This window comes from Lipingzhangella halophila (genome assembly GCF_014203805.1).
Lineage (GTDB): Bacteria > Actinomycetota > Actinomycetes > Streptosporangiales > Streptosporangiaceae > Lipingzhangella > Lipingzhangella halophila.
Genome location: NZ_JACHJT010000002.1, coordinates 642,011 through 663,592, shown reverse-complemented (window position 1 = coordinate 663,592; position 21,582 = coordinate 642,011). Strand labels below are relative to the sequence as shown.

The window sequence follows — 21,582 nt, the reverse complement described above, 5'->3', positions numbered from 1 at the left end:
AGCATGCCGTTATCCCGGGCTCGGGGAGGCTGGCGACCATGAGAACGAAATACATCGTGACCGGGTGGGTGCTGGCCGCGGCGATCGCCGTTGCCGCGAGCGTCGCAGCGGTCGGGGTCGCGCGCGGCGGCCTCTTCTCGCATCCCGCGCAGCCGATGACCGCCGAGGAGGTACAGGACGAGCTCGCCGACGCGCCCACCGCGGTGAGCAGCGGTCCAACCGGGGACACCGAGGACTCCGCCGACAATGGTGGGGGCACGGGTACTCCGGACGCCGCTCCCACAGCCGAACAGCCGTCGGGGCAGCTCGACTCGGTTCCCGACGACGCGGACGCCGGGGCGAACGAGGCCGTGTTCCCCAGCGATGGTGGCACGGTGCGGGCGCGCTGCACCGACGACGGCCTGGCGGAGCTTGTGTGGTGGGTCGCGGAGCAGGGGTACTCCAGCGACGACAGTGTTGTTCAGGGGCCCGCGCCCGAGGTCGAGGTGGAGTTCGAAGGCGGGGGCGGGGAGTTCGAGTTCACCGTGACCTGCGCTGACGGCGAGCCGCAGGCATCGATCGAGTCCGACGACTGAGAAGCCGCCCCCTGTTGCCGCGCTCCGGGACCGCCGTCACCCGGTGGCCGGGCGTGCGCGGTCGCGGCGCCGTGCCCGGGCAAGCGGGATCGGGTCGGCACCCGCGACCACCGTGTTGCTGATGGTGCCGATGCCGTCGACGGTCATGGTGACGGTGTCGCCCGGCTGGAGCGGCGGGGGTTCCCCGGTGCCGTCGCGCCCCCACAGCTCCGCCAGGCATCCCCCGTTGCCGCAGGTTCCCGAGCCGAGCACGTCGCCGGGGCGCACTGCGGTTCCCCTGGAGGCGTAGGCGACCAGCTCCTCGAAGGGCCAACCCATGTTGGACAGCAGGTCGCGCCCGATCTCTACCCCGTTGACCGAGACGGTCATGCCCAGCCGCAGGAAGCCGTCGCTGTCGCGGTAGGGCTCCAGCTCGTCGGGAGTCACCAGCCAGGGCCCGAGGGTGGTGGCGAAGTCTTTGCCCTTCGCCGGGCCGAGACCCACCTTCATCTCCGCCGACTGCAGGTCGCGCGCCGACCAGTCGTTCAGGACCGTGTATCCGGCGATGTGCGCCCCGGCCCGCTCGGGGGCCAGGTCGCTGCCCTCGACGCCGATGACGGCCGCCACCTCCAGTTCGAAGTCCAGGGCCGAGCAGCCCGGCGGGACCGCGATGTCGGCTCCGGTCCCGACGACGGCGTAGGGGTTGGTGAAGTAGAACGCGGGCGCGTCGTACCAGGCGCCGGGGACGCCGCCCACCCCGTCGACACTCTTGCGGACACCTTCCACGTGCTCCTCGAAGGCGACGAAGTCGCGCACGGTGGGCGGATCGACGGGGGACAGCAGGCCCGCCTCCGGCACCGGAACGGTCCCCGGGTCGCGCAGCGCGGCGCGGGCGGCGGCGCCGAGGGCCTCGGGGCCCTCGCGGATGAGCGCGGTCAGATCGCCGGGCAGCGGGTGGAGGGCGTCGCCGGAGACGACGCCGCTCCGGCGCGCACCCCGGTGTCGGAACGTGGCCAGGCGCACGGCACTCCTTCCTCGCAGTGGGGGGATGAGGGCCCGCCGCGGCGGGCGCCCCGCGGGATCAGACGGGCGGCGCGACGAAGACACCGCGGTCGGGGTCGTTGAACGACTCCTTGGCGACGAACTCGTCCATCGGGTTGGCGGTGCCCCACTGGTCGGTGACCTCGGGCTGGGTGAAGTCGTAGACGTGCGGGTGCCAGGCGTCCTCGTCCAGGAGCTCCAGCTCGGTGGTGTACTCCAGGGTGTTGCCGTGCGGGTCGAGGAAGTAGGAGAACGTGTTGTCGCCGGCCAGGTGGCGCCCCGGACCCCAGATCTTGCGGATGCCGGAGCGCAGCAGCCGGCCGGTGCCGCGCATGTACTCGTCGATGCCGCGCATCTCGAAGGAGATGTGGTGCAGCGAGGGGTGCGGCGCCTTGGCGATGGCCAGGCTGTGGTGCTGCGGGTTGCACCGCATGAAGTGCATCAGCTCGCCCATGTGCGGCGAGCTGAGCGAGTCCGACAACGCGAAACCGAGGTGGCGCTCGTACCACTGGCGGGTGCGGTTGATGTCGGTGGAGTTGAGCACCACGTGGGAGAGCCGCACCGGCACCGCCTCGCGTTCCTCCACCCTGCGGTGCTGGCGGGTGGCGACATCACTGGAGACCTCGACGGTGCGGCCGTCGATGTCGAAGAACCGGAAGCCGTAGCCGCCCCCAGGAGTGTCCACCGGCCCGGGTTCGCTGACGATCCGGACATCGTCCGCCACCAGGCGTGCGGCCAGCGCGTCGACGTCCTCGGGGGTGGCGGCGCCGAAGGAGACCAGGTCGATCCGTTTCTCGTCGGCCTTGCGCAGCCGGACGATGTACTGCTCGGGCGAGCCCTCAGCGGCCAGGAAGGAGACACCGCTGTCGTTGGCGACCTCGCTCAGTCCCCAGGTGTCGGTGAAGAACGTGTGCTGCTTGTCGTAGTCGGGCACGGCCAGCGCGACATGGCGCAGGTGGGTGATGAGACGGTCAGGCATGGCGCTCCTCCTCAGCGAGTGGTCGGTTCGAGGGCGAACAGGGCGGCGGCGGTGGCCCCGCGGATGGCGCGGGTCGCGCTTTCGGGCAGCCCGGCCTGTTCCAGCCGCGCTACGGGGTCGTCCACTCCCATGTCGAAGGGGTGGTCGGAGCCGAGCACGACCCGGTCGGCGCCCACCGCGGCCACCAGGGCCCGCAGCGCTTCGGGCGTGTGCACCAGGGAGTCGAACCACAGCCGGGGCAGGTAACTGCTGGGTGGCTCGGCGCAGCCGCGCGCGTCGGGCCGCACCTCCCAGCCGTGGTCGGCGCGTCCCAGGTGGGTGGGCAGGTAACCGCCGCCGTGCGCGGCCAGCAGACGCAGCTCCGGGTGGCGGTCGAGCACGCCGGAGAAGATCAGATGGGACAGGGCAACAGCGTTCTCGACCGGCTGGCCGGCGATGTTGCTGAGGTACCAGCGGTCCAGGCGGCTGCCGAGGGTGCAGCCGAACGGGTGCAGGAACACTACGGCGTTGAGCTCGGCGGCGCGCGCCCAGAACTGCTCCAGGCGCGGGTCGGACAGCTCGACGGTGCCGTCGCCGCCCGGTTCGGGGGCGTGCGAGGAGATCTCCACGCCCGCCAGCCCGCACTCGGCCACCGCGTGTTCGAGAGCGGCGACCGCCGAGCCGGGGTGCTGCAGGGGCGCCAGGCCGATCCCGCGCAGCCGGTCGGGAGCCTTGGCGCAGTGCTCGGCGACCGCCTCGTTGGCCGTGGTCGTGACCTGCTGCGCCAGATCGGGGCCGGCCCAGTAGTGGTAGTGCGAGGGGGACGGGCTGAGGATCTGGATGTCCACTCCGGCGGCGTCCATATCCGCCAACCGGGTGTCGACGTCGGTCAGCCGCGGCCATCGGGTGGCGATCATTTCCCCGCTGACCCTCATGGCTTCCGCACCGTTGCGCAGCGCGTCCAGCTCCCGGTGCGCGGCCAACCCCGGCTCGCCGCCGACCAGGGACTCGACGGTGGGCAGCAGGACGTGGGCGTGCGCGTCGACAGTGGGAGGGCCGGGTTGGTCGGGTTGGTCACTCAGCACGTGGACTCCGGGAGCATCGTCAGGGTGCGGTGCACCGGTCCGGGGGTGCCCGCGGAGCCGTCGGCACCCCAGCGGCCCCGGTTGCGGTACCGGTCCGCCGCGGCGGCGATGGCCTCCTCGGGCTTGGCCGGGTCGGTGCCGGTCATCGGTCCCCCTCCGCGACACAGCGGTTCCGCTGGGTTCCCAGGCCCGTGATGCTGCCCTCCATGGTGTCTCCGTCCTTGAGCAGCCGGCCCCAGTGCATCCCGTTACCGGCCGGGCTGCCGGTGAGCACCAGGTCGCCTGGGTGGAGCGGCACGGTGCGGGACGCCGCCGAGACAAGCTGGGCGACACCGAAGACCATGTCCCCGGTCGACTCGTCCTGCATGGCCTCGCCGTTGAGGCTGAGCCGCACGCGCAGGTCGGCGGGGTCGCCGGCGCGGGCGGCCGGCACCAGGTACGGGCCGAGGGGCAGGAACGTCGGCGCGTTCTTCGCGCGTAGCCAGTCGGTGCCGATCTCGGGCATGTCGCGGCGGAAGACGAGGTCGCGGGTGGTGATGTCGTTGGCGATGGTGTAGCCGGCCACGTGGTCGAGCGCGTCCTCCGGAGTGACGCGGAACGCGGGCCGGCCGATGACCGCGGCGAGCTCCAGCTCCCAGTCGTGGGAGTCGCTGTATCCGGGAAGCACCACGTCGTCATAGGGGCCGCACACGGCCGAGGGCAGCCCGGCGAACAGGTAGGGCTCGCCCTCGGCGGCGCGGCGGTCCATCATCGCGGCCGCGTCGGCCCGCGCCTCGTCCTCGCCGCGCGGGTCGTCGGCCTCGCGATGCGCCGCGACGAGGTCGATGACGTGCGTGCGGTAGTTCGCGCCGGACTGGATCACCTGGCCGGGAACGAACGGGGGCAGGACCCGCAGGTCCGCGAGGTCCAGCCACGGCAGGTCCGGGCGGCGCGTCAGGGCGTCCAGCGCCGCGAGCGTGTCGTCCCAGGTGTCCAGGAGCTGGCGGACGCTCCCGCCGCCGGGAACGGCGCCGGTCAGCTCAACCACCCGGTCGTCGCTGACCAGGCCGGCGAAGGGCGGTGCGTCCGCGGTGGCGAACGTGCCGAGGGCGAACCGCGGGCTGGGAGGCGGAAGAGGACGCGCCACGAAGACCTCCGAAGAGCTGGAAAAGGTGAGGCGTCCTCCACTGTGTAGGCTGGATCACAATCAAGGAAATAGATAGATAGCATCCCTGGTATTCATCACGTAAATAAGGAATGCCCGGTGAACCTCGCAAACCTGGACCTGAACCTGCTGGTCGCACTGCACGCGCTGTTGCAGGAGCGCAACGTCACCCGTGCCGCGGAGCGGCTCGGGCTCAGCCAGCCCGCCATGAGTGCCGCCCTGGCCCGGCTGCGCCGGCACTTCGACGACGAGCTGCTCGTCCGGGTCGGCAACCGCTTCGAGCTGAGCACCCTCGGGCGCGAGCTGAGCGGCCAGACCGAGATGGCCTGCCACGTCGTCGAGCGGGTGTTCACGGCCCAGGCGGGGTTCGACCCGGCCACCTCGCAGCGCGAGTTCACGATCATCACGTCGGACTACCCGCTCGCCGTGCTGAACCCGAACCTGAGCGAGGCCATGCGCGAGCGCGCTCCCGGGGTGCGGCTGCGGTTCCCGCAGATGAGCACGCCGGCGGTCGAGGACATCGACACGACGCTGCGCTCCGTCGACGGCATGCTCATGCCGCACGGCTTCATCACCGACCAGCCGGCCGTGGACCTCTTCCACGACCGCTGGGTCTGCGTCGCCGCCGAGGACAACCACTCCATCGGCGACCGCCTGACAATGGACGACGTGCGCCGCCTGCCCTGGGTGGTGACCTACCGGCGGCCCACCTCCTACGCCTCCGCCGTCGAACAGTTGGACATGCTCGACATAGAACCGCATATCGAGGTCACGGTCGAGGGCTTCCTCTCGGTTCCGCTGCTCGTGGCCGGCAGCGAGCGCATCGCGTTGCTCCAGGAGCGCCTGGCCCGCAAGCTGCTCCCGCTGGGCGGGTTCCGGATCCTGGAGTGCCCGTTCCGGGCCGCGCCGCTGGTCGAGGGCTTCTGGTGGCACCCGAGCCACCGCCACGATCCGGGGCACGCCTGGTTGCGCGGGTTCCTGAGCGACGTCGCCAAGGAGGTCGGCGCCCCGCGCCCTGAGGACCAGGGAACCGCGGCGCCGCAGTGAACCGGCCGATGCCGGACAGGTCCGCGATGAATGGCGCACCAGCCACCGCTTGGTCCCCGGTGCCTGGGGGTGGCCCTTCGGCCGCCGGTTCTTCCGTCCCCGCCCACCGGACCCGGCGAGCGGGCCACCCCGCGCTACTCGGGGGACGGCGAGCCGGTCCGGCCCGTCAAGAGGCAGGCAGGGCCTGGGCACGCTCAACCAGTTCATGACCGAGCGCGACCGAATCGCGGTGCGGATAGCCGAGCTGGGAGAGGCCAAGACGAAGCTCGACGGAATCATAGAGCAGGGCACCGCGGCAGGCGTTGTCACCGCGGATACGGGCACCGCGGCCACTGGCGACCGACCGTACTCAGCGTGCGCGGCGCCGCGCCATGAGCAGGCACGCCGGGGAGCATCCGGCTAGAGGGGGTCGTCGAACACGCCCAGGTCGACCGTCTCGGTGGTGTTGTCGGAGAACACGAGGAACGCCACGGCGGTGAGAATCTCGACGATCGACATAGGGGGTTCCTGTGTCTCGGGTCCGACGGCGGGGGCTCCGCGACGTCGCCCCAATCCCAGCACGATCCCCGGCCCGTTGCCAGGGGTTCCGGCCCGGGTAAGGTGAGTAGCTGGTTTCCGCGGGCGCGTGGTGCGTATCCGCGTTCTCGAGCCTGTTTTCCCGGCGCAGGTTCGGGATGGGGAAAAGCCGGGCCGCGAGAGTACGTTCGGATGGGACAGTGGCGACGTTCGAGGATTTTCTGGAGCTTGACATCAGAGTGGGCAGGATCGTCCACGCTGAGCCGAACGCCAAGGCTTCGGTGCCCGCCTATAAGCTGCGGATCGACTTCGGCGCGGAACTGGGGGTCAAGAACAGTTCCGCGCAGTTGACCGAGAACTACGACCTGGAGAGTCTGAAAGGGCGGCAGGTCGCGGCGGTGGTGAACTTCCCGCCGAAGAAGGTGGCCGGTTTCAGCTCCGAGGTCCTCGTGCTCGCGGTGGTCTGCGAGGATTCCGGGACCGTTCTGCTGCGGCCCGATTCGGAAGTCACGCTGGGCGAGCGGGTTTCCTAGGCTCGAAGAAGCCCGAATCCCGCAGCCGTACGGTATCGCTGTCCGTTTTCGGCGCGTCCGCGTTGTCCCGGTCGGGTACTCCAGAAACCCCGCCCGCACGGGATAGCGTGGTGGCGAGCCCTGGAGAAGGGGTCGGAAACGGGAGGCGACAACGATGGAGCGCAGGGGCACGGTCGTCCGTGTGCTCAAGCGCGCTGTGCTTGCCCTGCTCGCAGCCCACGTCACCGTGATCGTCGTTCTGGTGGGCGTCGACAGTTGGCGCAAGCGCCTGCGCCCCCTCCGTACGCGCTTTCCCCGGACGGATCCGCAGGTGAGCGAGGTAGCGGGGACGACGGTCACCACCTACACCTACGGTGAGGACCTCTACCGCGACATGCTCGACGCCATCCGGGGCGCGCGCCAGCGGGTGCTGTTCGAGTCGTTCATCGTCAAGGGCGATGTTGTGGGCCAGCGGTTCAAGAGCGCCCTGATCGAGGCCGCCGAACGCGGGGTCGAGGTCTGCGTGCTCTACGACGGTTTCGCCAACCTCGTGGTGCCGCGCTCATTCTTCCGATTCCCGCCGTCGGTGCGCGTCCTGCGCTACCCGGCGTTCCGCCCCGGCCTGCTGCTGCTGAACATCCGCAAGTCCGGGCGCGACCACCGCAAGATCCTGACCGTCGACGGGGAGATCGGATTTGTCGGCGGCTACAACGTGGGAGAGATGTACGCCACCCGGTGGCGCGACACCCACCTGCGGATGGCCGGGCCGGCGGTGTGGGAGCTGGAGAACGCGTTTGTCGACTTCTGGAACGCCAACCGCCGAAGCGCCCACCCCCTGCTGGACCACATCGGCTCCGCCCCGTGGAACGCGCACGTCCGCGCCTACCGCAACGTCCCCGAGCAGCTCATCTTCCCGATCCGGGCGATGTATCTGGAGGCGATCGACCGGTCCCGGGAGCGCATCTGCATTACGCAGGCGTACTTCCTGCCGGACCAGGAGATCGTTGAGAACCTGATCGCCGCCGCGCGGCGCGGGGTGGACGTGAACGTGCTGCTCCCGGAGCGGTCCAACCACGTCATCGCCGACTGGCTGTCGCGCCAAGGGTTCTCCGCCCTGCTGCGCGCCGGCGTGCGGCTCTGGCTGTTCGAGGACGCCATGGTGCACGCAAAAACCGCCACGGTCGACGGGAAGTGGAGCACGGTGGGCACCGCGAACCTCGACCGGCTGAGCCTCATGGGCAACTACGAGATCAACGTGGAGATCATCGACACCGGTGTCGCGGCCCACCTGGAGCGCGCCTTCGCCAACGACTGCACCAATGCACGGCTGCTGACCGAGGAGGAGTGGCGGCAGCGGCCCATCTGGGCCCGGTTCGGCGAACTGGCCCTGCTGCCGCTGCGCCCTCTGCTGTGACCGGCGCGGTCGCGCCCGCCGGCGTCAGCTCACGTCGAAGGAGAGCGTGAGCGGGTAGCCGTCCTCGCTGTGCCCGTTGATGGCCACGTCCGCCTCGCCGCGCAGGGTCTCCAGTCCGCCGGTGCCCATTCCCGGGACGGCCTCCAGGCGCACGGACACCGACCCCTTGTCCTGCGTTCCGACGTGCCGGAACAGGCAGGTTCCCTCGTGGCCCGCGATCGATCCCTCGAAGCGCTCGAACGCGAGAACGGGTGCGGCGTCGCTCTTGTAGCTGATCAGGTAGGCCACCGTGCCGGTGCCCTCGATCTCGCCGGTGTAGGCGTACGTGACGTCGGCCCGGGTTACGCCCCTATCCGGGTAGTAGGCGTCCCCGGCCGTGGTGCCCGTGCCGTCGATGTCGGTGACGAGGTTCTCGGACCAGGACGTGACGTTGAACGTGCTGGTCGCCTTGTGTGGGTAACTCATGCCATGGACGTTAGGCCCCCGGTTCGGGGCCGGTCTTGAAGAAACGCGACGTCACCGGCGTGCTGGTTATGCTGGAGCGCATGGAGCCGCTGCGCGGGTACCCGGAGGCGATCGTGCGCCCGGAGGCGGGCGATCGGCCGTTCGACGTCGAACGCGTCGCCCCGTCCGCCGCGTTGGCGGAGTTCGTCGACTACTACTGGCTGGTGCGGTGGCGGACCGGGGAGCCGCACCGCCAGCAGGTCATCCCGCAGCCGCGGCTGCACGTGGCGGCCGAGGACGGCCGGCTCCTGGTGCACGGGGTGACCCGCGAACCGTTCTTCCGCACGCTCACCGGCACCGGCCACGTGCTCGGGGCGGCGTTCCATCCCGGCGGGTTCCGCCCACTGCTCAAGGGGAGCGTGAGCGCTCTTTCCGGGCTGGTGCGGCCGGGAGCCGACGTCCTCGGCCGCGACGACCGCCCGGTGGCGGCGCGGATCCTGCGGCCCGCCCCTGAGACGGCCGAGGTCGTCGCGGACCTGGAACGGTACCTGCTCGACACCGTCCCCGAGCCGGACGCGACCGCCCGCGAGGTCACGGCGCTGGTCGAGGAGGCCCGGCAGCGAACCGGCATCGTGCGCGCCGAGCAGCTCGCCGCGCACGCCGGCCTTGGCCTGCGCAGTCTGCAGCGGACGTTCGCCGAGTACGTCGGGATCGGCCCGAAGTGGATCGTGCGGCGCTTCCGCATCCTCGAAGCCGCGGCCGCCGCGCACGCGGGTGAGCCGGTCGACTGGTCCGCGCTGGCCCCCCGGCTCGGGTTCAGCGACCAGGCCCATCTCACCCGGGTGTTCACCCAGGTGGTCGGCACACCGCCGGCCACCTACCAGCGCATGCCCGGCGCCTAGTGTCCGTTCGGCGACTGCGGCCGCCCTCGCCCGCACCGTCATGGTCCGGCTGCGCTCCCGAACCCGGGGCCGGCGCGCGGATGGAGGACGGATGTCCCCCGAACCCGGGGCCTGTCAGACCCCGGGTTCGGTCATGGCCTCGGGCGATCATCCAAACTGGCCGGGCTGGTAGTCGCCGGCGGGCAGCTGGGTGATGACGTTCAGGCGATTCCAGGTATTGATCAGGGCGATGAGGGACACGAGCGCGGCCAGTTGGTCCTCGTCGAAGTGCTTGGCGGCGTTCTCCCATGCCTCGGCGGACACACCGCCGGCCGCGTCGGCCAGGCGCGTGCCCTGCTCGGCCAGTTCCAGCGCGGCGCGCTCAGCCTCGGTGAAGACCGTGGCCTCGCGCCAGGCCGCCACAAGGTTGAGGCGCACCGAGGTTTCGCCCGCCTGCGCGGCGTCCTTGGTGTGCATGTCGAGGCAGAAACCGCATCCGTTGATCTGGCTGGCACGGATGTTCACCAGTTCCCGGGTCGCGGCCGGCAGCGCCGACTCCCCAACGACTTTGCCCGCGGAGATGAGATGCCTGAGGACCTTGGAGGTGACAGGGTTCTCGAAGGTGTTGAGACGAGCGTCCATGGTGCTCTCCTTACCGATCCGACAAATTGCACTGCATTGACGGAACGGGCCGGGTTGGTGTGACAGCCTGCGGCGTGTGAGGCACACCACATACGGAGGATGAGATGCCCGGCATCAGTTGTCGAGCAGGACCAGTTCGAGATCGCGGAGAACCGCAGGGTCGGTGATCACGTCGAGTTCGCTGATCACCTCGCTGGTGACCGTGAAGGTGAGTAGCCGAGTCGACAGCGAGGCATCGCCTGCGAGGACGCCGACCTTGCCGTTGACCAGGACCCAGTGGTGGGCGCCAGTGATGGTGGCGAAGGTGATCGCGCTACTGGCGACCTCGGTCGCGCCGTGGCGGAAGTCGCTGGTGGAACCGGCGTCGGTGCGGACGACGACGTCCGGATCGAGGACGGCGAGCAGTGCGTCGAAGTTGCCTGTACGGGCGGCGCTCAGGAACGCCTCGACGACCGCCTGCTGCCGCTTCTGGTCGACGTCCAGCGAGTCGCGGGTGCCCTGCACGCGCCGACGAGCGCGGCTGGCGAGCTGGCGGGAGGCCGCGGGAGTGCGGTCCAGGATGCGGGCGATGTCGTCGAAGGGGACGGCGAACGTGTCGTGCAGCACGAAGGCCAGCCGTTCGGCCGGGTCGAGGGTGTCCAGCACGACCAGCAGCGCCAGGCCGACCGAGTCCATCAGGACCGATTCGGCTTCCGGATCGCCGATGGGGCTGCGCAGCGTGGCAGTCTCGTGTCCGAACTCGGCGATGGGCCGCTCGCGGCGGGACCGGCGTGAGCGCAACTGGTCCAGGCACACTCGACCGACAACGGTGGTGAGCCATCCGGCGAGGTTGTCGATGTCGTCGGCCCGGGTGCCGGCAAGACGCAGCCAGGTCTCCTGAACGGCGTCCTCGGCCTCACTGGCCGAGCCGAGCATCCGGTGGGCCACGGCTTCGAGACGCGGCCGGTTCTCCTCGAAGTGTCCCGCCAGCCACTGGTCCTCGTTCATCGTCGATTCCCTTCGATCCGGGGTTCTCCCACCACGACGGATCATCCGGCGTGGATGTGACCGGGTTTCGACCGGACCGAGAGCTTTCGGGCGCGACTGCGGTACTTCGCGAGGTGTGCGCCGAGTCCGGGCGCTTCGCGCCGGGAGGAACGCGGCCCGAAATCGGCGCACAGCCCACACGGGCACCCAATGAAGTACTACTGGTCGGTTCCGCGGGGCATGGGGAACGGGTCAGTACGTGATGGCCTCGGCTCCGAGGAGCGACTTGATCTCGCCGGCGAGCTCGGGACCCACCTGGACGGGGTAGTCGGGAACCTCGTAGACGCGGGACTTGACCGGGTTGTTCACCCGGATCGTGAGCGGGGTCTCCCCGCGGTGGCTCCGCAGCACCTGCTTGAGGTCGTGCACCAGGTCCCGGGTCAGCCGCTTCTCGGGCACGCTCAGCAGCATGGGCGGCGGGCCCTCGGAGACGTGGCTGATGTCCAGCAGGGTCAGCTCCATGGCCTGGATGGAGTACTCGCCCTCGCGCTCCTTCACCCGGCCCTTGATCGACACCGCTGTGTCCTCGGTGAGGACGTCGGCGTAGAGGGTGTAGGACTCGGCGAAGAACAGGGTGTCGATGGAGGCGTCCATGTCCTCGACGGTGACCTTCGCCCACGGGTTTCCGGACTGCTTGCTGATCCGCTTCTCCACGGCCGAGATGAGCCCGGCGATCTGCACCTCGGAGCGGTCGCGCCGCTCGCCGGAGTTGATCTCCAGGATCGTCGCGTCGCGGGAGCGGGTGAGGATCCGCTCCGCACCGGCCAGCGGGTGGCTGGAGACGTAGAGCCCGAGCATCTCGCGCTCCAGTGCCAGCTTCTGCTTGCGGTCCCACTCGGTGTCGGTCCAGGTGATGTTGAGGCCGAGCGGCGCGGCCGGCTCCGCCTCGCCCGCGCCGCCGAACAGGTCGAACTGGCCCATGGCTTCCTGTTTCTTGGCGCTGATCACGGCGTCGACGGCGTGATCGTGGTGGTCGCACAGGTCCTTGCGCGGGTGGCCCAGCGAGTCGAACCCGCCGGCCTTGATCAGCGACTCGACGACGCGCTTATTGCACGCGGTCAGCTCGATCTTGGACAGGAAGTCCACGAAGGACGTGAACGCGCCCTTCTCCTGGCGCGTGCGCATGATGGACTCGACCACGTTGCCGCCGACGTTGCGCACCGCCCCAAGGCCGAACCGGATGTCGGAGCCGACCGCGGAGAACCGCAATCCCGAGTCGTTGACGTCGGGAGGCAGAACGCGGATCCCCATCTTGCGGCACTCGGCCAGGTACACCGCCATCTTGTCCTTGTCGCCGCTGACCGAGGTGAGCAGCGCCGCCATGAAGGACGCGGGGTGGTTCGCCTTGAGGTAGGCGGTGCGGAAGCTCAGGATGGCGTAGCCGGCGGCGTGCGACTTGTTGAAGGCGTAGCCGGAGAAGGGGAGCATGACCTCCCACAGGGTGTTGATGGCCTCCTGGCTGAACCCGCGCTCCAGCATCCCGGCCTGGAACTTGGAGTACTCCTTCTCCAGCGCTTCCTTCTTCTTCTTGCCCATCGCGCGGCGCATCAGATCCGCCCCGCCCAGGCTGTAGCCGGCCAGCTGCTGGGCGATCGCCATGATCTGCTCTTGGTAGACCAGCAGGTGGTAGGTCTCCGAGAGGATCGGGTCGAGCGCGTCGTGCAGCTCGGTGGAGAGCGGAGTGACCTCCTGGCGGCCGTTGCTGCGGTCGGCGTAGTCGTTGTGCGCGTTGGCGGCCATGGGGCCCGGCCGGTACAGCGCGTTCACGGCGACGATGTCGGAGAACTGTTTGGGGTGCATCCGCCGCAGCAGCGTGCGCATCGCGGTTCCATCAAGCTGGAAGACACCCAGGGTGTCGCCGCGCGACAGTAGCTCGTAGGTCTTGGCGTCATCGAAGCCGATGTTCGACCAGTCGATGTCGATGCCCTCGTTGGACTTCACGTTCTGGATCGCGTCATCGATGATCGTGAGGTTGCGCAGCCCCAGGAAGTCCATCTTCAGCAGGCCCATTTCCTCGCACTCGGGGAATGGGAAGCCCGTGATGATGGCGCCGTCGGTGTCGCGCTTGTGCACCGGAACCACGTCCAGCAGTGGCTCGGCCGAGAGGATCACCCCAGCGGCGTGCACCCCGGTGCCGCGGGTGAGCCCCTCGATGCCCCGACCGGTCTCCAACACCTTCTTGACCTGGGGGTCCTTCTCCATCAGGGTGCGCAGTTCCACCGCTTCGGCGTAGCGCTCGTGGTTTTCGTCCTCCACGGCCTCCAGCGGGATCTCCTTGCCGCTGACCGCCGGCGGGAACGCCTTGGTGATCTGGTCGCCCAGCGAGTAGGGGAAACCGTGGATGCGGGTGGCGTCCTTGACCGCGGCCTTGGCCTTGATCGTGCCGAAGGTCAGGATCTGGGCGACCCGCTCCTCGCCGTACAGGTCGGTGACGTAGTCGATCATTTCCCCGCGCCGACGCTCGTCGAAGTCGAGGTCGATGTCGGGCATGGTGACGCGTTCCGGGTTGAGGAACCGTTCGAACAGCAGCCCGTGCTGGATCGGGTCGAGGTCGGTGATGCCCAGAACATAGGCCACCATCGAGCCGGCCGCCGACCCGCGCCCCGGGCCGAGCGCGATGCTGTTGTTGCGGGCGTACTGGCAGATGTCCGAGACCACGAGGAAGTAGGCCGGGAAGCCCATCTCGTTGATGATGTTGAGTTCGTGGTCGATGCGCTCGCGGACGTCGTCGCTGGGCCCATCGGGGTAGCGGGTGGGGATCAGCCGCTCGATCTCGGAACGCAGCGTCGACGCCTGGCTCTGGCCTTCGGGCACCGGGAAACGGGGCATCAGGTCGCGGTGCGCGAACACCTCGTCGTAGGCGTTGTCCTCGATCTGCTCGGCGAGCATCAGGGTGTTCTTGCACCCCTCGGCCCACTCGTCCAGGTTCACCAGTCCCCGCATCTCGTCGGGGGACTTGATGTAGTAGCCGTCGCCGTTGAACCGGAACCGGCTGGGGTCTTCGAGGTTCTTGCCGACGCCCACGGCCAGCAGCGCGTCGTGGGCCTGCGACTGGTCCTGCGTGACGTAGTGCGAGTCGTTGGTGACCAGCGGGGGCAGCCCGAGCTCCTTGCCGACCTTGAGCAGCCCCTGGCGGACATCCCGTTCGATGTCGATGCCGTGGTCCATGAGCTCCAGGAACACGGAGTCGGGGCCGAAGATGTCCTTGAGGGTGGAGGCGTACTCGATAGCCTCCTTCTCCTGCCCCAACCGCAACCGGGTCTGGACCCCGCCCGACGGGCACCCGGTCGAGACGATCACCCCGTCGGAGTACTGGCTCATCAGCTCCAGGTCCATGCGGGGCTTGCCGTAGTACCCCTCGATCGAGGCGAGTGAGGACATGCGGAACAGGTTGCGCAGCCCGGTGGCGTTGCGCGCCCACATCGTCAGGTGCAGGTAGCGGCCGCCGCCGGAGATGTCCTTGCCGCCTTCGGAGTTCTCGTCGGAGTTCCCGCGCCCCCATCGCACCCGCTGCTTGTGGAACCGCGACTCCGGTGCCACGTACGCCTCGATACCGATGATCGGCTTGACCCCGCTGCCCTGGGACTGCTGCCAGAACTCGTAGGCACCGAACATGTTCCCGTGGTCGGTCATCGCCACCGCGGGCATGCCCTGCCGCGCCGCCTCACCGAACAGCGGCTGCAGTTTCGCGGCGCCGTCCAACATCGAGTACTCGGTGTGCACATGCAGATGAACAAAGGAATCGGCCACGGCTGCTCGTCTTTCCGAAAGAGGTCGGGTCAGCTAAGAGTGGTTCATAGCCTAACTCTGCCACCACCAGACACTCTCTGACCTCGGGAAGCCCGGTTCAATGGCGCCACGCGACTCCCGAGGGGTGCTGGCGTCCAGAGTGACCGCGCGGCCGCCACCGGGACTCGCCGGTGGCGGCCGCGTCCCGCCGCGGATCACGCCTCCCCTGCCGCCCCCAGAACCTCCAGATAGTGCGGGCTGTACATGAGGCCGAGGACGTTGCCGAACGGGTCGACCACGGACGCGGTGACGAACCCCGCCTCGCGCTGGGTCAGCTCCTGGTACGGCTCGGCCCCCATGGACAGCAGCCGGTCGAGGGTGGCCCGCACGTCGTCGACGTGCCAGTGCATGACCACGCCGCCGGGATCGGCCGCCGCGCCCTCTGGCGCGTAGCTCCGGTCGATCAGGCCGAGCTCGTCCTGGTAGTCCCCGACGCGGAACTCGACATAGGCGAGCCGCCCGTCCGGCCCCGAGCGCTCGAAGTACGGCGCGATGCCCAGCAGCTCGGTGTACCACCTCTTCGCCGCCTCGATGTCGGCCGCCCAGTAGCTGATGGTGCTGAATCCGCGCAGCATGACCCGCCATCCTCTCGGTTTCCGCGGTCCCGGCCCGTGCGGCCGGTGCGTTGCGCAGAAAGCTAGGGGGTATTGCGGAACCTTCCTTTCCGCGATGGCTGGCAGACTCGAAGAATGTGGGAAACCTCGGTGCGGCTGCTCCGTCTGCTGTCCCTGCTCCAGGCACGCCCCGACTGGTCGGGGGCCGAACTCGCCGCGCGGCTGTCCGTGACCACCAGAACAGTCCGCAACGACATCGAGCGGCTGCGCGACCTCGGCTACCGGATCCACGCGACTCCCGGCGCCGCGGGCGGCTACCGGCTCGGAGCCGGCACGGCCATGCCGCCGCTGCTCCTCGACGACGAGGAGGCGGTCGCGGTGGCTCTCGGCCTGCACGCCGCCGCGAGCGGCACAGTGACGGGCATCGAGGAGTCCGCACTACGCGCGATCGCCAAACTCCAGCAGATGCTGCCGCCGCGACTGCGCCACCGGATCGAGGCACTGCGGACGGCCACGGTCTCGGTCACCGGACGCGGTCCCATGGTCGCCTCGGGGACGCTCACCGCGATCGCCGCGGCCGTGCGCGACCACGAGCGGCTGCGCTTCGACTACCGCTCGCACGACGGAGCGGCCAGTGCCCGAACCGTCGAACCGCACCGGCTCGTCCACACCGGGCACCGCTGGTACTTGCTGGCTTGGGACACCGCCCGCGCCGACTGGCGCACCTTCCGCGTCGACCGCATCGGCCTGCGCACCCCCAACGGCCCCCGGTTCGCCCCGCGCGACCCTCCGCGGGACGCCGGCACGCACGTCGTGCGCGGCGCTGGTTCCCGGGCCTGGAAACACCAGGCCCGGGTGCGCCTGCACGCCCCACTGGAGCGGCTCGGAGAGCTGCTGCCCCCGGCCGCCGGCCTGCTCCACCAGGACGGGGTGCTGGAGACCGGCGGACCGGCGCTGCACGACCTCGCCGTCTTCCTCCTCAGCCTCGATGTCCCCTTCACTGTCCTCGACCCGCCCGAGCTGCGCGAGGCTCTACTGGCTATTGGCGACCGCTGCGCGGCCGCGGCCCGGTAGCAGCCGGCGGGACCGGTGCACCAGGCCGCGGCCCGGATCCGCGGCATCGCGGCCGACCCGGTGTCACAGGAGGCCGAGGAGGATCGCCGCCGAGTTGATCAGGCCGTGCACGACGAGGAGGGGCCACATCCTGCGGTACCTGCTCCACAGGTAGCCGAGGAAGAGCCCTGTGACCCCCTGGTTGACGAATGTGGACGCGAGATCCACGGAGAGGTCGCCTCCTCCCTGGATGCCCACGTGCCAGGAGGCCCAGAGCAGCGAAGTGAGCACGATGGCGGGCCAGGCGCCGAGAACGGCCTCCCACCGGGTCTGCAGCCACCGCCGGTAGAACACCTCTTCGAGGAGGCTGTTGACGAGGAAGACGACGATGATGGTCACCAGCAGCGTCGGCACGTCCACTGTGGAGGCGTAGTCGCTGTACGGCATGGCGAAAGGCCCGGTGTAGCTGAGCGCGAACCAGGCGATGACGGGGATCGCCGGCGCCCACCGGTTCCAGGGCTCTGGCCTTTGCTCTCCCGCGGCCCATGCCGTCCCGGACCGGCGCAGCCACCAGAACAGCACCAGGGGCGCGGCCAGGAGAAGCGACAACTTCAGTAGCGTGTGCGCGGGCTCTCCCCCGCCGAGCCCGCGCAGCGCCGCGGCGAAGAGGACGGCCAGCCCCGCGAGGACGAGCGCTTCCGTGTAGGGAACGCGCCGCCTGGTCGTCTGCCCGGCGAGAAGTTCCCGTGTGCCCGCGTAACGGGTCGGCGGGATCAACCGGATGAGCAGGATGCCGACCAGAGGCGGTACCCAACGGGTCCACATGGGGACGGTCTCGTCGTGATCCGCGGAGTACCGGATATCGGCCTCACCGGTCAGGAACAGCCAGAGCGCGGCGCCCGCGATCAGACTGAGGCCGGTGGCGAGGAGGGTGAGGGCCAGGGTGCGGCGGCGCGAAGGCGCCCGCGTCTCATCGAGCACGCGCACAGGTTAGGGCATTCTCGCGCTGCTCCTGTCTTCTTGTGTGCGACCCGATCCGCGAACCATCGGGGTAGTGGAAGGCCGGGTTACGACGCGCCCTCCACCAGGCCGGCCTCGTAGGCGACGATGGCGGCCTCGACCCGGTTGGCGGCGCCCAGGTGCTCCAGGATGGCGCTGACGTGCCCCTTGACGGTGCCCTCGACCAGGTGGAGGGCGCGGGCGATCTGGGTGTTGGACTGGCCGGTGCCGAGCAGGGCCAGCACCTCGCGCTCGCGGTCGGTGAGCCGGCCGGCCCGCTCGCGGGCCGCCGCCCTCCGGCCCATGCCGTCGTCGCGCAGCTCGGTGATGACCCGGTGGGCGACCGCGGGTGACAGGTAGGCGGCGCCGCCCCGCACCGCGTGCACGGCAGCGGTCAGCTCGCGGGGGTCGCCCGACTTGAGCAGGAAGCCGCTCGCGCCGTCGGCCAGGGCCCGCGCGATGTAGGCGTCGTGGCCGAACACGGTCAGGATGACGACAGCGGTGTCCGGCACGGCCCGCCGCAGCTCGGCCGCGGCCGCAAGCCCGTCGAGCCGCGGCATGCCGATGTCCAGCAGTGCGACGTCGGGCCGGTACCGGCGCACCGTCTCGACCGCCTCCCGGCCGTCCGCCGCCTCGGCGACGACCTCGATCTCCGGGTCACTGGTGAGGATCGCGCGGACGCCCGCGCGGATGGCGGGCTCGTCGTCGGCGAGCACGAGCCGGATCACTGGGCGGTCCCCTCCGTCGTGTCGGTGCCCGGATGCGCACCGTGCACCCGGCGCCGTGTGCAGGTTACCGCCCCCGAGACTCCCTCACTCGCGCGAGCCGATCAGCTCCCGGCCGCCCGCCGGTCGGTGGCGACGCGCTCGCGACACGGTCGACAACGCCCCGGCTTCGCCCCGCGTCCACCGTGCAGCCGCTCACCCGGCTCTGGGCCTCGGCCCTGGAACTGCGCGACTCCCAGGAGCACGGCAGTGCGTGACCCGGTGACTGACCAGAAGGAGAAACCGCCCACCGTCGCCGTTTCCGCTGCCGGAGAGACGGGAGCGCGCTAGTCTCTCTGCTACGAGCACTGAGCCCGTTCAGCGTTGCGACGGTGAGGAGCCATTGGTTCCGATGCCGAAGCTGACGCTTCCTGCTCTCCGTAAGGCCGTGGCCACGGTTGCCCCAACTCGTCTTCCCGAGTTCTACGAGGAAATGCAACAGGCGTTCACCCGGGCCGGTGAGGAGGACAGTGTTATCCCCATCCGGATGTTCTATCGCCGATGGGGGGCGACCGTCGCCATCGAACGGTGGCCGCGAACGGCCCAGCGTCTGCACGCGGCCGAACAGTCCTTGGACAGCCCGGACGCCGACATCAGGGCGCGGGCAGTTCGGGAAGCCGGTGATATCGTTCGCGCCGCCCACCGCGAGGTCGAGGGTGGCTGACTGGCATTGGGAGCACGACCCAGATGACCTTCTCGACGCGCTTCCTCCCGAGGCCGTCGATGCGGTGGAGCGTCTTGCCAGGGAGATCGCGGTGCGGGAGTCGATGGTCTATCCCGAGGGCGCGTCCTTCACCGGCGCGACTCCTGGGCTGCGTGTCCAGGAAGAAGGACGGCTCATGCTCACCTACCTGACGGATGTACGCGGCGAGCGTGCGGTCGTTGTACAGGTGACATGGCTGGGTTGGAACCAGTTGCCGGAAGCTCTGGATACCGCCTCCTCTGTAGAGCGGCGCGCACCGGTGTTTCCTGGACCACACGCGGTAGTCATGGGCGGCCGCCCCCGACCTCGCTCGCGGCTGGTCAGCGGGTGAGGAACGCCTCCGGTAGGTAGCCGGAGCGCACCGGTAGGGGCCATCCCTTTGCTGTGGCGTGCCGGGCCAGGGCGAGAATGTCGAGGTTGACGAGCTGGGCGGGATCATCGGCGTTGTCAGCGGCCGTGAAGTGGTCGCGGTGCTCCTCCAGCTCCTCGACCAGGGTGTGCGCGAAGCCGCCGGGGTCGCCGGCCACGAGTTGCGACAACAGGGCCGCGGGAGGCGTCAGCATGTCCGGCTTGCTGGCGGCGGCGCGCTCGCGGGCCCACAGCGCGCGGTCCGCTGCGGCGGTCGCGTCCGCGCCTCGCAGGTAGTCGTGCAGCGCGTCGCGGTAGTACCGGAAGGTATCGAGGGTGTGCTCAGCGGCGAAGTACCGGGGGTGCAGCGTGACCAGCGCGTCGAGTGACCGCACGTCATCGACGAGCAGTGCGGCGCACACCGCTGTTCGCCAGTTCAGGCCGCTGGCATCGGTCGTGTGGCCGGTGCGCCGCAAGGGCGCGGTGACGTGTCCGATGGTCACGTCGACGTGTTCGCCGGGCGCGGTCGCGACGCGGAAGATCGCCGCACCGCTCTGCGACGCGATGGCGATGGCCGCGCGCTGCCGCGGGTCGCGCCCATCCGGGTCGTGCGCCGAGCGCAACCGGAACCGGCGGATCTGCTGGTCCATGGTCCAGGCCAGCGTCTGCGGCAGCAGGTCCAGTTGTACCCGCGAGCTCACCGCGTGCTCGATCTCCCCGTTGGCCCCCTCATCGAGGAACGCCAGGTGTTGGGCCGGGACGTGCAGACACGGGCGCTCGACGCGGGCCGGGTGCCCGAGAGTGGGGGCGGTCCTCGCGCGTTCCCCCGACGCGTTGCCGGTCACCAGCTTGGCGGGCAGGTAGGCGGAGTCGATCGCGAGGTCCCATCCCTCGTTGCGCACCGCGAGCGCGGCCAGCGCGATGGGCGCGAGCGGCAGCAGGCTGCGCGGTGGCGGGTCGTCGCCGTGGTTGCCGCGGTGGGTGGCCAGCATCGCGCCGAGCGCCGTCCAGAACTCGTCGCGGTCCCGCTTGACCAGCGCGCGCAGGGCGGTGCCGAGCTCCGACTCGCCGCCGGTGCGAGCGTTGTCCAGGCGATCGAGGACCCGCGCGGGCGCGGCCGGGACGGTCTCCCGGTTCGCCGGCTCGTCCAGAACGTGATCGGCGAACGCCAGTTCCTCGGACGACAACGAGGTGGCGGCGGTCGTCTCCAGCAACGTGACCGCGTGCCTGCACTCGGCGCCCGCGATGACCACCAGGTACAGCGCTGCCATCCAGTCCGCGGGCGCGAGGCGCGGCGTGCTTCCGTGCTCTTCGGCCGGCTCGGCGGCGTAGGAGACTCCGGTGTTGGTGTAGGAGAGGAACACGCGCGCGGCCCGGTGCGGCGAGTACCCGCCGAGCGCGACGGCTCCGACGTACGCCTCGGCCGCCGAGTACACCGCCGTCCGGATATCGCGGTCCAGCTCGGGGCGTTCCACCGAGCGTGCGCCCGCGTAGTCGAGGAGGTAGGTGGCGACCACGGACCAGTCGGCCGAGGTCCGGCTGGCGTACCGCTGGCGGTCGACCTCGCGGGAAACCCGGGCGGCGAAGTCGTCGGTGGCCGCGCGCAACCGATCCGCACCCACACTGTGCCGGAAGATACGCACCTGGCCCCGCCTTCCTGCGACGTCCAATCAGCGCGATACGCCTGGCTTTTCCCGGATGCGACGTGCCGGCCACCGGGATGGTGTCCGTTACCGCGCGCAATCGCGGGACCTCGGGGCGCCGTCGCAGGAAGGGAATTGTACAGATCCGCGGCCTCACCCGGTATCCGGAACCATTGCCTATGGTGTGGGTCACGTTACCTTTGTGCCAGTGCGATGGCTCGTGCCGCCGTGCCCGGGCACGCGCGATAGGCAGGTGCACGGCTGCCAAGGGAGGCGCCATGAGCAGTTCCGGCTCCCGCGACGAGCACGGCCGCGGAGCAGGCCGCCGACCCGGTCCGCGCCCCCGTAGCGCCGCGGACCGGGCGATTCTCATCGCTCCACCGTTGGCGGCATGGCCCTCCGCGCCGGCGGGAACCTCAGGAGCGGGGCGAGTCACGCGGGCCATGGACACAGTGCGCAGGGGGA

At 70.1% G+C, this 21,582-nt stretch carries 21 protein-coding genes; 8 read left to right on the top strand and 13 right to left on the bottom strand.

Annotated features, from left to right (window positions below; genetic code table 11):
* The first annotated feature begins 38 nt into the window (after positions 1-38).
* A complete protein-coding gene (locus F4561_RS30055) occupies positions 39-575 on the top strand; it encodes a hypothetical protein (RefSeq protein WP_184585076.1) in 537 nt (178 codons plus the stop codon).
* A gap of 36 nt (positions 576-611) precedes the next feature.
* On the opposite strand, the gene F4561_RS30050 is transcribed toward F4561_RS30055, so the two are convergent.
* The 5 genes from F4561_RS30050 to F4561_RS30030 are packed head-to-tail and all read right to left on the bottom strand — an operon-like array spanning position 612 to position 4,764.
* Positions 612-1,577 carry a fumarylacetoacetate hydrolase family protein gene (locus F4561_RS30050; protein WP_184585075.1) on the bottom strand — a complete coding sequence of 322 codons (966 nt, stop codon included), beginning with the start codon at positions 1,575-1,577 and terminating at the stop codon, positions 612-614.
* Between the two features lie 58 nt (positions 1,578-1,635).
* Positions 1,636-2,574, bottom strand: a complete 939-nt coding sequence (locus tag F4561_RS30045; protein WP_184585074.1) for a VOC family protein — start codon at positions 2,572-2,574, stop codon at positions 1,636-1,638.
* Positions 2,575-2,585: 11 nt separating this feature from the next.
* Positions 2,586-3,638, bottom strand: a complete 1,053-nt coding sequence (locus F4561_RS30040; RefSeq protein ID WP_184585073.1) for an amidohydrolase family protein — start codon at positions 3,636-3,638, stop codon at positions 2,586-2,588.
* Positions 3,632-3,784: a hypothetical protein gene (locus F4561_RS30035; RefSeq protein WP_184585072.1), complete on the bottom strand. Its 153-nt coding sequence runs from the start codon at positions 3,782-3,784 to the stop codon at positions 3,632-3,634. The genes F4561_RS30040 and F4561_RS30035 overlap by 7 nt, the downstream gene beginning before the upstream one ends.
* Positions 3,781-4,764 (bottom strand): fumarylacetoacetate hydrolase family protein, encoded by a 984-nt coding sequence (locus F4561_RS30030; protein ID WP_184585071.1) that lies wholly within the window; start codon positions 4,762-4,764, stop codon positions 3,781-3,783. The genes F4561_RS30035 and F4561_RS30030 overlap by 4 nt, the downstream gene beginning before the upstream one ends.
* A gap of 117 nt (positions 4,765-4,881) precedes the next feature.
* Here F4561_RS30030 and F4561_RS30025 point away from each other — a divergent pair, with 117 nt between their 5' ends.
* The 3 genes from F4561_RS30025 to F4561_RS30015 all read left to right on the top strand — a co-directional run bounded on the left by F4561_RS30025 (position 4,882) and on the right by F4561_RS30015 (position 8,271).
* On the top strand, positions 4,882-5,829 hold the full coding sequence (locus F4561_RS30025) for a LysR family transcriptional regulator (protein WP_184585070.1): 948 nt from the start codon (positions 4,882-4,884) through the stop codon (positions 5,827-5,829).
* 716 nt (positions 5,830-6,545) lie between these two features.
* Positions 6,546-6,878 (top strand): tRNA-binding protein, encoded by a 333-nt coding sequence (locus F4561_RS30020; protein WP_184585069.1) that lies wholly within the window; start codon positions 6,546-6,548, stop codon positions 6,876-6,878.
* Positions 6,879-7,032: 154 nt separating this feature from the next.
* Complete coding sequence (locus F4561_RS30015; protein ID WP_184585068.1) at positions 7,033-8,271, top strand: phospholipase D-like domain-containing protein; 1,239 nt, start codon at positions 7,033-7,035, stop codon at positions 8,269-8,271.
* A gap of 24 nt (positions 8,272-8,295) precedes the next feature.
* Here the strand turns inward: F4561_RS30015 and F4561_RS30010 are convergent, their stop codons facing one another.
* Positions 8,296-8,736 (bottom strand): DUF3224 domain-containing protein, encoded by a 441-nt coding sequence (locus F4561_RS30010; RefSeq protein ID WP_184585067.1) that lies wholly within the window; start codon positions 8,734-8,736, stop codon positions 8,296-8,298.
* Positions 8,737-8,771: 35 nt separating this feature from the next.
* Here F4561_RS30010 and F4561_RS30005 point away from each other — a divergent pair, with 35 nt between their 5' ends.
* A complete protein-coding gene (locus F4561_RS30005; RefSeq protein WP_221446388.1) occupies positions 8,772-9,617 on the top strand; it encodes a helix-turn-helix domain-containing protein in 846 nt (281 codons plus the stop codon).
* Between the two features lie 147 nt (positions 9,618-9,764).
* Here the strand turns inward: F4561_RS30005 and F4561_RS30000 are convergent, their stop codons facing one another.
* The 4 genes from F4561_RS30000 to F4561_RS29985 form a co-directional block, all read right to left on the bottom strand.
* On the bottom strand, positions 9,765-10,238 hold the full coding sequence (locus F4561_RS30000) for a carboxymuconolactone decarboxylase family protein (protein ID WP_184585066.1): 474 nt from the start codon (positions 10,236-10,238) through the stop codon (positions 9,765-9,767).
* A gap of 114 nt (positions 10,239-10,352) precedes the next feature.
* Entirely contained in the window at positions 10,353-11,225 is an 873-nt protein-coding gene (locus tag F4561_RS29995; protein WP_184585065.1) for a sigma-70 family RNA polymerase sigma factor, read from the bottom strand.
* A 231-nt stretch (positions 11,226-11,456) separates the two neighbouring features.
* Positions 11,457-15,014, bottom strand: a complete 3,558-nt coding sequence (dnaE, locus tag F4561_RS29990) for a DNA polymerase III subunit alpha (RefSeq protein ID WP_184585064.1) — start codon at positions 15,012-15,014, stop codon at positions 11,457-11,459.
* 194 nt (positions 15,015-15,208) lie between these two features.
* Positions 15,209-15,628, bottom strand: a complete 420-nt coding sequence (locus F4561_RS29985; protein ID WP_184585063.1) for a VOC family protein — start codon at positions 15,626-15,628, stop codon at positions 15,209-15,211.
* A 114-nt stretch (positions 15,629-15,742) separates the two neighbouring features.
* On the opposite strand from F4561_RS29985, the gene F4561_RS29980 reads away from it, so the two are divergent.
* Positions 15,743-16,681 carry a helix-turn-helix transcriptional regulator gene (locus F4561_RS29980; protein WP_184585062.1) on the top strand — a complete coding sequence of 313 codons (939 nt, stop codon included), beginning with the start codon at positions 15,743-15,745 and terminating at the stop codon, positions 16,679-16,681.
* Between the two features lie 63 nt (positions 16,682-16,744).
* On the opposite strand, the gene F4561_RS29975 is transcribed toward F4561_RS29980, so the two are convergent.
* The gene (locus tag F4561_RS29975; protein ID WP_312885716.1) at positions 16,745-17,641 is read right to left on the bottom strand and encodes a CPBP family intramembrane glutamic endopeptidase; all 897 of its coding nucleotides are present in this window, start codon (positions 17,639-17,641) and stop codon (positions 16,745-16,747) included.
* A gap of 86 nt (positions 17,642-17,727) precedes the next feature.
* A complete protein-coding gene (locus tag F4561_RS29970) occupies positions 17,728-18,387 on the bottom strand; it encodes a response regulator (protein ID WP_184585061.1) in 660 nt (219 codons plus the stop codon).
* A 388-nt stretch (positions 18,388-18,775) separates the two neighbouring features.
* Between F4561_RS29970 and F4561_RS29965 the strand changes: the two genes are divergently transcribed.
* Together F4561_RS29965 and F4561_RS29960 are read left to right on the top strand one after the other, a co-directional pair.
* Positions 18,776-19,087 carry a hypothetical protein gene (locus tag F4561_RS29965; RefSeq protein WP_184585060.1) on the top strand — a complete coding sequence of 104 codons (312 nt, stop codon included), beginning with the start codon at positions 18,776-18,778 and terminating at the stop codon, positions 19,085-19,087.
* On the top strand, positions 19,080-19,457 hold the full coding sequence (locus tag F4561_RS29960; RefSeq protein WP_184585059.1) for a hypothetical protein: 378 nt from the start codon (positions 19,080-19,082) through the stop codon (positions 19,455-19,457). The genes F4561_RS29965 and F4561_RS29960 overlap by 8 nt, the downstream gene beginning before the upstream one ends.
* Here F4561_RS29960 and F4561_RS29955 read toward each other — a convergent pair.
* Positions 19,447-21,117, bottom strand: a complete 1,671-nt coding sequence (locus F4561_RS29955; RefSeq protein ID WP_184585058.1) for an immunity 49 family protein — start codon at positions 21,115-21,117, stop codon at positions 19,447-19,449. The two genes, F4561_RS29960 and F4561_RS29955, sit on opposite strands and share 11 nt — an antisense overlap.
* Positions 21,118-21,582 lie beyond the last annotated feature (465 nt).